The 12,582-nt window shown below is 67.0% G+C and carries 10 protein-coding genes; 2 read left to right on the top strand and 8 right to left on the bottom strand.

Annotation, left to right across the window (positions count from 1 at the left end; translation table 11 throughout):
• Positions 1-47 precede the first annotated feature (47 nt).
• From JGR78_RS08660 to JGR78_RS08640, 5 genes are all read right to left on the bottom strand, one after another.
• Positions 48-956: a carbohydrate kinase gene (locus tag JGR78_RS08660; RefSeq protein WP_182791813.1), complete on the bottom strand. Its 909-nt coding sequence runs from the start codon at positions 954-956 to the stop codon at positions 48-50.
• Positions 957-978: 22 nt separating this feature from the next.
• Positions 979-2,307: a zinc ribbon domain-containing protein gene (locus tag JGR78_RS08655; protein WP_234450689.1), complete on the bottom strand. Its 1,329-nt coding sequence runs from the start codon at positions 2,305-2,307 to the stop codon at positions 979-981.
• Between the two features lie 85 nt (positions 2,308-2,392).
• A complete protein-coding gene (locus tag JGR78_RS08650; RefSeq protein WP_182791814.1) occupies positions 2,393-3,529 on the bottom strand; it encodes an SPFH domain-containing protein in 1,137 nt (378 codons plus the stop codon).
• Between the two features lie 19 nt (positions 3,530-3,548).
• Positions 3,549-4,538 (bottom strand): DUF2927 domain-containing protein, encoded by a 990-nt coding sequence (locus tag JGR78_RS08645; protein ID WP_182804334.1) that lies wholly within the window; start codon positions 4,536-4,538, stop codon positions 3,549-3,551.
• 89 nt (positions 4,539-4,627) lie between these two features.
• Positions 4,628-5,824 (bottom strand): toxic anion resistance protein, encoded by a 1,197-nt coding sequence (locus JGR78_RS08640; RefSeq protein ID WP_182791815.1) that lies wholly within the window; start codon positions 5,822-5,824, stop codon positions 4,628-4,630.
• 226 nt (positions 5,825-6,050) lie between these two features.
• On the opposite strand from JGR78_RS08640, the gene fabF reads away from it, so the two are divergent.
• On the top strand, positions 6,051-7,313 hold the full coding sequence (gene fabF, locus JGR78_RS08635; RefSeq protein WP_182804196.1) for a beta-ketoacyl-ACP synthase II: 1,263 nt from the start codon (positions 6,051-6,053) through the stop codon (positions 7,311-7,313).
• Entirely contained in the window at positions 7,313-8,488 is a 1,176-nt protein-coding gene (gene mltG, locus JGR78_RS08630) for an endolytic transglycosylase MltG (protein WP_182804198.1), read from the top strand. Before fabF ends, mltG begins: the two co-directional genes overlap by 1 nt.
• A 102-nt stretch (positions 8,489-8,590) precedes the next feature.
• Here mltG and JGR78_RS08625 read toward each other — a convergent pair whose 3' ends face one another.
• The 3 genes from JGR78_RS08625 to pelF form a co-directional block, all read right to left on the bottom strand.
• The gene (locus JGR78_RS08625) at positions 8,591-9,370 is read right to left on the bottom strand and encodes a response regulator transcription factor (protein WP_182791818.1); all 780 of its coding nucleotides are present in this window, start codon (positions 9,368-9,370) and stop codon (positions 8,591-8,593) included.
• Positions 9,371-9,651: 281 nt separating this feature from the next.
• Positions 9,652-11,076, bottom strand: coding sequence for an exopolysaccharide Pel transporter PelG (pelG, locus tag JGR78_RS08620; RefSeq protein ID WP_182804200.1), 1,425 nt, complete (start codon positions 11,074-11,076; stop codon positions 9,652-9,654).
• Positions 11,076-12,569 (bottom strand): GT4 family glycosyltransferase PelF, encoded by a 1,494-nt coding sequence (gene pelF / locus JGR78_RS08615; protein WP_234450687.1) that lies wholly within the window; start codon positions 12,567-12,569, stop codon positions 11,076-11,078. The genes pelG and pelF overlap by 1 nt, the downstream gene beginning before the upstream one ends.
• Between the last annotated feature and the right edge of the window lie 13 nt (positions 12,570-12,582).

Raw genomic sequence — 12,582 nt, 5'->3', positions numbered from 1 at the left:
GGGGCTTTGCCCCCGTCCCCCCCCGGATATTTGGGCAAAGAAGAAGCTCAGGCGAGTTCGTGGCGCCAGGGCGGGTTCGCGCCGGGGCGCGAGACGGTGACGGCGGCGGCCCGCGCGGCGTGGGACAGGGCTGCGGTTAGGGTCGGCGCGTCGAGGTCATCCAGCCTGTGCAGGGCGCCTGCGCGGGAAAGCGCGTCGAGGATGCCGGCGTTGAAGGTGTCGCCTGCGCCGATGGTGTCGGCCACGGTGACGGGAATGGCTGGCACTTCGACCCTGTGGCGGGGGGTGATTGCGGCGGCGCCCTGCGCGCCCCTGGTCATCAGGACCAGGCGGGTGCCGCGGGCGAGCAGGTCGCGGGCGATTGCCTCGTGGTTCGTTCCGGGCCAGAGACAGCCGCAGTCGTCGGCGGAGAGCTTGATGATCGCGGCAAGGCCGAAGAGTCGGTCGAGCCGGGCGCGGAGAGCGGGTTCGTCGGTGATGAAAAACGGGCGCAGGTTCGGGTCGAGCATGACCGGTACGCCGCTAGCGGCCGCACGTTCGGCGAATGTTTCCACGGTCGCGCCGCACGGCTCGGCGGCCAGGCTGATTCCGCCGATGAACAGCGCCTGCAGGTCCGGGGGCAGGGACGGCAGGTCGCCTGCGGAGAACATCCGGCCCGCCGAGCCTTCGTCGTGGAAGGTGTAGCGCGCCTCGCCCCTCGCAAGGCTGACGAGGGCGAGGGTCGTCGGACGGTCGCTGCGGGGGCAGGCGGAGGTATCCACGCCCGCCTCGGCCAGCGGGCGCAGCAGGAGATTGGCGAAGCCGTCGCGTGAGATCGGCCACAGGAATCCCGCGCTTGCGCCAAGGCGGCCGAGGGCAAGGGCAGTGTTGTAGACCGAGCCGCCGGGCAGCGGCCGAAAGGCTCTGTCCGGCTGCGGAACCATGTCGATCAGCGCTTCGCCCGTGCAAAGGATCATCGGCCCGTCCCCGATGGTGCCGTCATGCGGTCTGAAGCGGTAGGGAAAGCGCCTGCACTGCGGGATCTGCGAGCCAAGGCGCCTCAGGGGGCGCCTGAGCCGATGCATGGCGGACCGGCGCGAAGATGCCCGGCGCAGATCCTGCTGCGCCGAGACGGATGCCGCCGCCTTCGCTGGCGACCAGCAGGATCGCCGCCGCCAGCAGCGCCACGATGACGGCAAGCGCGATCTTCCAGACCGACCAGGGGCGGTCGCCCTGCACCCGCCCGGACTGGCCGTTGACGACGAAGCGATAGCTTTTACCGTTGTATTTGTAGGCCGCGAGCCAGACCGGCAACAGGACGTGCTTGAAGGTCTCGTTGCTGTGGTCGGTGTCCATCGCCTCGATCCGCTGGACGTCGCCGCCGATGTCGCGGCGCACGTCCATGGCGATCACGCCCGCCATCTCCTGCCGGGCGATGGCGTGGCCGTCGGTCAGGGGAACCGTGTAACCCTCGGCCTGGAAGCCCGAAAGATAGCGGGGATCGTAGGCGGCGAGGTGCGACAGGTCCCAGGGGGCCAGCGCGTCGGTGTAGCGGCGGGGCAGCGAGGTCGAGGCGAGGATCAGCACGTCGTTGAAGGACCGCGCGACCCGGCCCGCGGCGCGGGACCAGCGGGTGCGCTGGACCTGCTGGGGAACGCGCTGCGTGCGGCCGTTCACCTCTTGGGTGATGTAGACGGTTTCGTAATAGTGGTCGCCGCGCTGGCCGTGATAGGCGGTGCGGGTGTCGGCGTCGAAGGTCCAGAAGGGCGAATAGACGCCCTGCATCCTGCGCCCCTTGCGGGCGTATTGCTGAAGGCCGTTCGGTGCGAACCAGAGGCCCTTGAGCCAGGTATCCAGCGCCCCGCGTGCCTGGTCCTGCGTGAGAACGAAGGGAAGGACTCCCTGCGGTTTGATGAGGCGGGTGGTGCCGGTGTCGGTGACGACCGGGGTGGCGCAGAAAGGGCAGCGGCCGGCATGGGTGTCGGTGCCACGCTCGATCTTCGCGCCGCAGTTGGGGCAGGAGAGGGTGCGGACGGTTTCCGTCAGGTCACTGCGATCGTCGAGGCGGAGACCCCGCTCCAGCGGGATTTCCTGCAGTTGCGGCGATTTGTGGCCCGCGTCCCACTGGATCGCGCGGCCAGTGGCCGGATCGCGCAGGAGCAGGTCCTGTTCTTCGGGCTGGCGGGCGGGGGCGCGGTCGGCGCCGGGAGAGATGCGCTGCAGGTGGCCGCAATAGGGGCAGGCCAGCGCGTCCTGGCCGGGCGCGAACTGCAGGCTGCCGCCGCAGCTTTCGCAAGGGTAGCGGTGTTCGATCTGCGGTGTGGGCATCGGCTCGGGTCCGCTGGCGGAGACACAGGACCGGGGGCCAGCCCCCGGACCCCCGGGATATTTGGGCAAAGAAGAAAAAGCAGGGCTATTTCTGCGGCAGCGGCGGAGGCAGCATGGTGAAGAGCTGGGCGAGGGCGGGAACGTCGTCGGCTTCCTTCCAGCCGTCCTGACCAGGGGTCCAGACCAGCGTGTCGCGGGTGAAGCGGCCCTCGTTCATCAGGCGGCCGAGGTCGGCCTTGCCATAGGGGCCGCCGGGCTGGCCGTCGAGGGCGACGTGCCAGACCGGTTCCGAGGGGATCGGCGGGGGCGCGATCATGTTGGGCTGTTGCGCCGGAACCTGCGGCGGCTGCGGCGAAGCCGGACCCCAAGGGCCGCGCAGCATCCCGCCAGCCATGCCCATGCCGAGGGCCGCACCCATCCCGGCACCGATGCCCGCGCCCATGCTGGTATCGCGGGTCGAGGCGTTCAGCATGGATTCCGCCTGAGCGTAATGGCCAAAGCGGCTGAGATCGCCCACGATCCCCATCGAGGTGCGCTTGTCGAGCATCCGCTCGACCTCGTCGGGGAGGCTGATGTTCTCGATATAGAATTCGGGGATCGTGAGGCCGTATTGGGCGACGGTAGGCTCGATGGCGGTGGCGACGATCTTCCCCAGATCCTGCGTGTTCGCGGCCATGTCGAGGACCGGGATGCCCGAGGAGGCGATCACGCGCGAGAATTCCTGCACGATCACGTTGCGAAGCTGGTAGCTGATCTCGTCTGCGGTGAACTCTCCGTCGGTGCCCACGATTTCGGACATGAAGCGGGCGGGGTCGGTCACGCGCATCGAATAGGTGCCGAAGGCGCGCAGGCGGACGGGGCCGAATTCGGGATCGCGGGCGATGATGGGGTTGCGGGTGCCCCATTTCTGGTCGTTGAAGCGCGTCGTGTTGACGAAGTAGATTTCCGACTTGAACGGGCTGCGGAAGCCGTGATGCCAGTGCTGAAGCCGCGTCAGCACCGGCATGTTGTTGGTTTCCAGCATGTAGAGGCCGGGGCCGAAGGTGTCGGCCAACTGCCCCTCGTGGACGAAGACGGCGGCCTGGCCTTCGCGCACGGTCAGCTTGGCGCCGTACTTGATCGCGCGGCCGCGGGTTTCATAGCGCCAGACCATCGTGTCGCGGGTGTCGTCCACCCATTCGATGACGTCGATGAACTCTCCGGTCAGGAAGTCGAGGACCATGGTTTCCTCCTTTCGGGCATCAAGCGCCGGGGCGGGGCGCGGGTTCCGGCGCAAGCTCGGCGGCGATACGGGCGACGATGGGGCGCGCTTCGGCCTCGGTCATGCCGGGGCGCAGGCGGCGGTCGTAGAGCATCTTCAGCAGGCGCTCGTCATGGGCGGTCAGATAAGCGAATTCCTCGTCGTCGTTGAAGATCGAGGGGCGGGCGTCCGGGCTGTCGTTGGCAAGGCCCATGCCCTGTGCCAGTTCCTCGTGGATGCAGCTGAGGCGCAGGCGCTCGGGCAGTTCGGCCCGGATCACGGCGACAGCGTTGGAATAGGCCGCGCCCGCGCCGGGGGAATAGGCGAAGACGGTGCAGTAATTCTGCGGCGACAGCCCCTCGATCGCGCGGATGTCGGAAGGCGGGATGCCGGGGACCAGCGCGGCGAGGCGGGGGCCGATGGCGCGGCGCTCGTCCTCGTTCACGAACAGGACGACGAAGTTGCCGCCCGATCCGGTCAGGCCGACCGGGTGGCCGGTGATCCGCTGCAGGCGCGCGGCGAAGTCCGCCACTAGGGCGCGGTCGCGGGTCCGGGCGGCGGGCAGGACCGAATCGCCGAAAACGACAGAGATGCGGACGGGTCGTTCCCAGCGGCGCAGGGGAGCAGGGCGGGATTGCGGGACCAGCCGGCCGTCCTGCATCACATATTCGTCGCGCAGCGCGATCTGGATGAAATCCTCGGCAAGACGCGCCGCATCGGGGGGCGTGCCCGCGTCGGCGCGCAGCAGGCCCCGGGACAGCAGGCTGTCCTGCACGCCGGAAAGATACTGGGCCATTGTCGCGCTGGCCGGGGTGGCGGCGCGGGCCGCTGCCATCCGGGCTGCCTCGGCGCGTTCGCGGCGCAACTGTTCCTGCGAGATCTCGGGCCGGGGCGACGGGGCAGGGATCACGGCAGGGCGCTGGGCAGGCGTCGGCGGTGGGACGGGGTCGGGCCGGGGGGCGCAGGCGGTCAGCGCCAGCAGCGCCAGCATGGCGAAACGCCGCCCCCCGAAAGGGACGGCGCGATGGGTGCTGAAAAGATCGGTCACAAGAGGGTCCGGTCTGGCTGGGGCATCGGCGCTCACGCCCGGGGCGTGATCGTCGCGGCGCCCTTGGTGGCGAGAGCCTGCGGGCGCGCGCGCGAGGCGGAAAGGGTCTGACGCAGTTCGGATTCCATCTTCTGCAAGTCCATTTCCGCGGCGGCGCGACGGGCCTTGCCCTCGTCGGCGATGCGCAAGGAGTCCTCGATGGTGGCGATCAGTTCGGCATTGGCAGTGCGGACCGATTCGATGTCGAAGACACCGCGTTCCATTTCGGTGCGGATGCGGACATTGGCATCGCGCAGGTTCTTCGCGTTCGATGTCAGCAGGTCGTTGGTCAGATCGGTGGCCTGCTTGACCGAGGCCGCGGCCTGCGACGACCGCTGGATCGTCACCGCCTGCGCCAACTGGGTTTCCCACAACGGCACGGTGTTCACCAGCGTCGAGCTGATCTTCGTCACCAGCGACTTGTCGTTTTCCTGCACCAGCCGGATCGAGGGCAGCGACTGCATCGTGACCTGCCGCGTCAGCTTGAGGTCATGGACCCGCCGTTCCAGGTCGTCGCGGGTGGCGCGCAGGTCGCGCAGTTCCTGCGCCTCAAGGATGGCGCCGTCGTTGGGGGCGGCCTGAACCTCGCGTTCCTTGGCGGGGATCACGTCCCGGTCGAGTTCGCGCAGCTTTTCCTCGCCCGCCGCGATATACAGCGCGAGTTCATCGTAGAAATCGAGTGTGCGTTCATAGAGCACGTCCAGCGACTTGATGTCCTTGAGCAGCGTGTGCTGGTGGCTTTCCAGATCGGTGGTGATCTTGTCGATCTGGCCCTGCACCTCTTCGTAATTGGCCACGAACTTGGCAAAGGGCGCGGCGCGGCCCAGCAGCCTTTCCCACCACGACCGCTTGCGCCGCACGTCAAGCTCGCTGACCGAGAAGCCGCGGATGGTGGACACGATGTCGCGCAGAGAATCGCCCGCCGGGCCGATGTCCTTGTTCTTGACATCCGCCAGCATCGACTGGCTGATTTCCTGCAACCCCGCCTGCGCGCGCGATCCGAAATGCACGATCGAGGTCGTGTCCTTCAGGTCGATCTCGTCCATGCGCTGGCGGATGGCGTGGGCCACGGGCGTGTCGGCGCGTTCCAGCGGCACGACCTCTCCGGCAGGTTCGGGCAGCACGACCGAGGTCACGGCCTGCAATTCGGGCAGCGCGGCCTGGGCGCGGGCCTGGGTTTCGGTGCTCATCTTGCGGTTCCTTCGGTCGGCGGTTGATCGACGGCGGCCCAATCGGGGGGCTTGCGCCAGATTAGGCCGGATCGGCGCGCGTTCAACAAGGCAGCATCGGTAAAGTTCCGACAATGCAATGTGAAGACGGATCGGCGCGGGCGCGCGGAAGGCTGCCACGCGCGCGTTGCGCGGCGCACGGCCCGCGTGTATTCAGCCGAAGTTCAAGCGATGGGAAGGAAGATCGATGCGAAGGGTCGTCGTCACCGGGCTGGGGATGGTCACGCCGCTGGCGTGCGGGTTCGAGGAAACCTGGTCGCGGCTGCTGGCAGGGCAGTCGGGGGCGGGGGCGATCACGCGCTTCGACGCCTCGGACGTGGTGACGAAATATGCCTGCGAGATCCCCTTCGGGGATGGCCCCGACGGCAGCTTCAACCCCGATGACTGGATGGACCCCAAGGACCGGCGCAAGGTCGATGACTTCATCCTTTACGGGATGGCCGCCGCCCAGCAGGCGGTGAAGGATTCCGGCTGGGAGCCCGCGACCGAGGACGAGCGCGAGCGCACCGGCGTGATGATCGGCTCGGGCATCGGCGGGCTTTCGACCATCGCCGAGACGGCGGTTCTCATCAAGGAACGCGGGCCGAAGCGGGTATCGCCCTTCTTCATCCCCGGCTCGCTCATCAACCTTGTCAGCGGGCAGGTGTCGATCCGCTTCGGCTTCAAGGGGCCGAACCATGCGGTGGTGACGGCCTGTTCCACCGGGGCGCACGCCATCGGCGACGCGGCGCGGCTGATCGCGGTGGGCGACGCCGACGTGATGGTGGCGGGCGGGGCCGAATCGCCCATATCTGAAATCGGCATCGCGGGGTTCAACGCCTGCAAGGCGCTGTCGACCAAGCGCGACAACGATCCGAAGGCGGCCAGCCGCCCGTGGGACAACGACCGCGACGGCTTCGTCATGGGCGAGGGCGCGGGCGTCGTCGTGCTGGAGGAATATGAACACGCCAAGGCGCGCGGCGCTAAGGTCTATGCCGAGGTGCTGGGCTACGGCCTGTCGGGCGACGCTTATCACATCACCGCGCCCAGCGAGGACGGCGACGGCGGCTTCCGGTCCATGGCGGCGGCGCTGAAGCGGGCGGGGTTAAAGGCGTCCTCCATCGACTACATCAACGCGCATGGGACCTCGACCATGGCCGACGTGATCGAGCTTGGGGCGGTGGAACGCCTGCTGGGCGATCACGCGAAGAACGTCACCATGTCCTCGACCAAGTCGTCCATCGGGCACCTGCTGGGGGCTGCGGGCGCGGTCGAGGCGATCTTCTGCATCCTCTCGATCCGCGACCAGATCGCGCCGCCGACGCTGAACCTGGACAATCCGGCGCGCGAGACCCCCATCGACCTGGCCGCCAACGCCGCCGTGAGGCGCAGGGTCGACGTGGCGCTGTCCAACAGCTTCGGCTTCGGCGGCACCAATGCGACGCTGGTCGTGGGCAGGGTCCGCGACTGATGTGGCGCTCCATCGCCTCCAACTTCCTGACGCTGCTGGTCGTCATCCTGATCGGGGTGGCGGTCGCGGTCGCATGGGGGCGGAACCAGTATGTTGCGCCGGGGCCGAGTGCCGCCGCGCAATGCGTGGAAATCCCGCAGGGCGCGCGGCTGAACGAGGTCAGCAAGCAGCTTGAAGCGCAGGGCGTCATCACCTCTCCCTATATCCTGCGAACCGGGGCGGATTACGCGGGCAAGGCCGGGCAGTTGAAGTTCGGCAGTTACCTCGTCCCGCCGCATGCCAGCATGGCCGAGGTGGTGGACACGATCACGGCGGGCGGGCCGTCCACCTGCGGGACCGAGGTGATCTTCCGCGTCGGCGTGCGCGACAACGCGCTGGTTCTGCGCGACCTGAATCCGGAAAACGGCCGCTACGAGGACCGCGTCCGCCACGACCCCTTGGCGGGCGAGCCGCCCGAGGCCATCGTGCAGGCGGTGGACCGTCCGGGCGCGCGGCTGCGGGTGGCCGTGGCCGAGGGCACGACCGCCTGGCAGGTGGTCGAGGGCATCCGGCAGGCGCCGTTCCTGGAAGGCCCGGTTGGGCCGCTGCCGCCCGAGGGGACGCTGGCGCCCGACACCTACGAGGTCACGCAGGGCGGCAGCCGGCGCGAACTGATCGACCGGATGCGGGTGGCGCAGGATGCGGCCCTGACCGCCGCATGGGAAAGCCGGCCCTTCGGCCTGCCCTATGGCTCGCCCGAGGAGGCGCTGACCATGGCCTCGATCGTGGAAAAGGAAACCGGCATCGCCGCCGAGCGGCCGACGGTGGCGGCGGTCTTCGTCAACCGCCTGCGCGAAGGGATGCGGCTGCAGACCGACCCGACGGTGATCTACGGCGTGACGAACGGGCGCGAAGTTCTGGACCGGGGATTGCGGCGGTCGGAACTGGACCGGCGGACGCCCTACAACACCTATCAGGTGGACGGCCTGCCGCCGACGCCCATCGCCAACCCCGGCCGCGCCGCGATCGAGGCCGCGCTGAACCCGGCCGACAGCGACTACCTGTTCTTCGTGGCCGACGGCACCGGCGGCCATGCCTTTGCCCGGACGCTGGAGGAGCACAACGCCAACGTCGCCCGCTGGCGCGAGATCGAGCGCGCGCGGGGAGAGGCGGAGACTCTGGTTCAAACGGAGTGAAACGGGGCTTGGAGTGGTCGGCGCAGTGGCGGCTAGCTCTCGTGCCTTCGGGGGTGCTGTCAGTGACACCATCCTCCAGCAAGTTCTGCGCGATTCGCTGCTTCAACCTGACGCGGCAAGTTTCCTGACCTGCGGATGGTTGGATGCATGAAGCGCTAGCTGGGTGCGATTTTCCGCGTGGAAGATCTTCATCAGTTGCCGGACGTACAGCTTGACGGTGGCTTCGGTGAGGTTGAGCTGTCGGGCGATGACCTTGTTGGGATGCCCTTTGCTCAGGGAAGTGAGGACCTCGACATGGCGCTGTCGCAGCGGAGCGGTCGAAGCGGTTTCCTCGGGTGCCTGCTTTTCGCTTCGGGCGGCTTGCGGTTCGGGCACGGTGGCCCATGGCTGTGCAGGAGAGCGCACCAGCCGCGGGAAACCGGCATGGGAGACGCGGGTCGCCGTCGGCGCAGCAGCTACGGGGCGCGGCGACGCTTCGGTCGCGTGGGGCACATAGGTCCCACCGGCCAGGATGAACTGGATGGCCGCGATCGCCACATGGGTCGGCATCGTCGTGGGAAGGAAGCCGCGCAATCCCGCCTGCATGGCAGCAGCGATTTCCTCGGGCCCGGACAGATCCGAAAGGACGATCACGGGAAGATGGGCGAAAATTTCGTGCAAGCCGGAGATCGTGCCGGCCACCTCTTCATCCTTCAACGAACGGCCGCCGACGCAGTAGAGGCAGGCAAGGCATTCGCAGTTCGAAAGATCCTGGAAATCGGCAAGCCGCAGCGCGACGTGCAGTTCGGCGTCCGAACGAGAGGCGAGCGGCATGAGAAGAGTGGCATATCCTGCGGCACGAAGTTCGTTCGTGTCAAGAATGAAGATTGCGCAAGGATTCATCCTTTTTGCCTCCTTTCTTGAGGTCCGGTAACCAGACGGAGAGTTGCCCCTACGTTGGTGCAACCCTGTCCCACAAATTAAACAGGCAAATCCTGATTGTCCTGCCTCATCTCCGCAGCAGAAAGCAAGCTACTGAAAGTTAATGCTTTTATTTATGAGGATAGGGAGATCTCTGCAAATGCAAGCATCACGTAGCAGTTATTTCAAGATTTCACACAACTATTCAGATAATTATGTGGGCCGATGCAACTTTTGCACGAGAAAACGAAGCGGCCGACGAATCACTGTGTGTAAAGCGAGTCATTCTCGCCGAGCAAGGTGAGATAATCATAATCGTGGATGGCCCGGTAGGCGCAGTAAAAGGCCGCCAGGGCGCCCAGAAGCGAGCTGATGAAGAAGGCATAGGCGGATATGCCGACAAAAGCATAGAACAGAAGGCTCATCGTCAGGTTGAGTACCAGGAAGCCGGCCTGGATCAGCATGAAGTGGCGGGTGCGGTTGGCAACCAGAAGCATCGCGCAGCACAGGAACATGACGCCATGCAGGCATACGCCGATAAGAGCGATCCGCAGCATGAGGAACTGGTTGAAGCTGAAGTCGAGGAACCGGGCCATCAGCGGCGCCATGAGAATAAGGCCGGCAGTGATCGCCCCCTGAACGAAGGCGATGGTGAACATCCCGCTCCAGACGGTGCGCTCGAGATCGTCGATGCGCGCGCGTATCACGCCATGGGTCGCGCGGGCCGCAAGTGCGGCCTTGAAGCGTTCGGTGGCCGCAACCAGGTCTCCGTGATGGAAGACCAGAAGCGCGGCGTAACTGGGGATCACCGACAGGTGGGCAAGAAACATGACGCTGTCGTAAAGGCTGTAATGAAGCAGCCCGGCCTCTGAACGGACGCTGTGCGGGCCGAACCAGAAGGTCCATTTGTCGATCCAGACGCCGCAGATGGCAAACAGGACGCCGGCGCACAGCACGGCATTGCCGCGCAGATCTGCAAGCAGGCCCTGCGCCGTCGGCAGGAACGCGTCGTAGCGGCTGGGGAAATGCAGCTGGACATGCCGCAGGCACAGGGTCACGCAGAACAGCACCCCCGCGATGAAGCACCAGATGAGCATCTCGGTCGTCGGCGTGATGCTGGCAGCCACCAGCGTGCAAAGCACCGAGAAGACCATCCCCCCCGTGAGGGCCGCGATCAGGAAACCATAGGCGCTGACCGCTGAAAGGATGGCGAAGCTGGTCCAGAGCAGCGCGGCGGCGGCCGTCAGCGAGACCAGTCCCGTCGCGACCCCGATGGGCCGGACGCCCAGAAGCAGGCAGGCCAGGACCGCGATGATCTGGGCGACAAGCGCGGAACAGGCGCCCGCGGCAATGAACAGTTCCGGCACGCGGGCATGGTTGCCGGCCTGGACCTCGACCACCACGCGCCGCGCCGCGATCGCGCCGATCGGACCGGTCGCAAGGGGGGCGATGCAGAAGGCGTAGACCACGGTCAGGCGGAAATCCTCGACCGCGGCAAGGCCCATCGCGGGCGTCATGGTGACCGAGATGATGGCCAGCGCGAAGACCGAGACGAGCCATGGCCCGGCTGCGACGATGATGGCCGCGGCAAAGCGTTGGACAGGTTTCAGCAGGGGGTCCGACAGCCACCAACGGAATTCACCGTGCCATCTGCGGACCACGGCGCGACGGGGCAGGTCCCGACCCATCAGGCCACCAGATCGTGATACAGTCGCGCATAGCGTGCGGCCGAGATTTCCGACGTGAAATATAGTTCGACGCGGCGGCGGAGGTTCTCGCCGCAGGCAAGGCGCAGGGCCTCGTCCGTCATCAGTTCCACGATCCCGGCGCCGATGGCATCGGCGTCCATGGCGGGGGCAACCCTGCCGCCCGGACCGAGGTTGGGATGCTCGTCCGCGGCGCCCTCGATGATCTCGCGGCAGGACCCCACGTCCGTCGTGACGCAGGGGATGCCGGCCGCGCCCGCTTCCAGAAGCACCAGGGGCTGCGCCTCGCTGATGCTGGTCAGGACAAGGACGTCGATGCGGGGAAGGTAATCGGTGATGTTGACCTTGCCCGTGAACGTCACCGTGTCCTCCAGCCCCAGTTCGGCGACCCGCCGCCGGCACAGGGCATGGTAGTCCTCGTCTTCGTCGGTCGGGCCGATCACCAGGACCTGGACGTCGGGAATGGCGCGGCGGACGATGGCGGCAGAGGCGACATAGGCCTCGATGTCCTTGATCGGCACGACGCGGCCGATAAGGGCCACCGTGGGGCGGCGGCCCGAGCGCTGGGGGACGATTGCGGCGAACTTCTTCAGCTCGATGCCGTTCGGGATGACGGAAAGCTTGTCTTCACGGGCGCCCAACGCGCGCTGGAAGGACTGGTTGGCCCCGTAAAGCGTGGTGATCCGATGGGCGCCGTCATAGGCGATCCGGGCAAAGGATTCGAAGGCGTCGATCCAGAAGCGCCGGACGTCCGTCCGCCCGTCCCGGCCCGACAGGCCGCTGTGGATGGTATCGGTGATCCAGTCGGCCATGACGAGGTCGATGCGGCGTTCGTTGGTATAGATGCCATGTTCGGTGATCGCGGCGGTGCGGCCCGTTGTCCGCGCGGCTCGCACGGCGAACAACCCGGCATAACCCGTCGAGGTGGCGTGGTAGGTGCGCGCGGGCGGTATTCTGGCGGTGGAAACGGCAAGAAGGCTGCCTGCGAGATTTCGCCAGGCCCAGAAGAAGTCGCTGAAGGCGGAATGCGGCGCGATGCGTTCGTAGCAGGTGACGATCGCGTGCCAGGCGGCACGCGATGCGGTCAGATCGCTGTAAAGGGGCGGCTGCGGCGCACCGAACCGGGGAAAGGGACGGCGGCAGACGGGTTCCGCGACAAGCGAGAGCAGGCCGTCGAATGCCGCGAGATCGCCCTCTCTGAGCACGCGGAACATGAGACCGGCCAGGCGCTCAGGATCGATGTCGGGCTGGCGCAGGCCCGGTTTGCGCACCCGCGGCGCAAGGGCCAGCACCTGGAAATCCAGCAGGTTCGCGGGCATCTCGTACCTGATCTCGCGCGGGCGTTCATCGGCCACGATGGCCACCACCGAAAAGCTGGTGCCCGGCTGGTTCCTGATCAGCCAGTCGATCCAGGATGAGACGCCGCCCGATATGAAGGGATAGCAGCCCTCGACGACAATGCAGACGTCGGCCATCGGTGATGACGCG

The sequence above is a fragment of the Paracoccus sp. MC1862 genome (assembly GCF_016617715.1).
Lineage (GTDB): Bacteria > Pseudomonadota > Alphaproteobacteria > Rhodobacterales > Rhodobacteraceae > Paracoccus.
The sequence above is the reverse complement of the archived record's forward strand: the minus strand, read 5'-3'. Positions and strand labels throughout refer to the sequence as shown.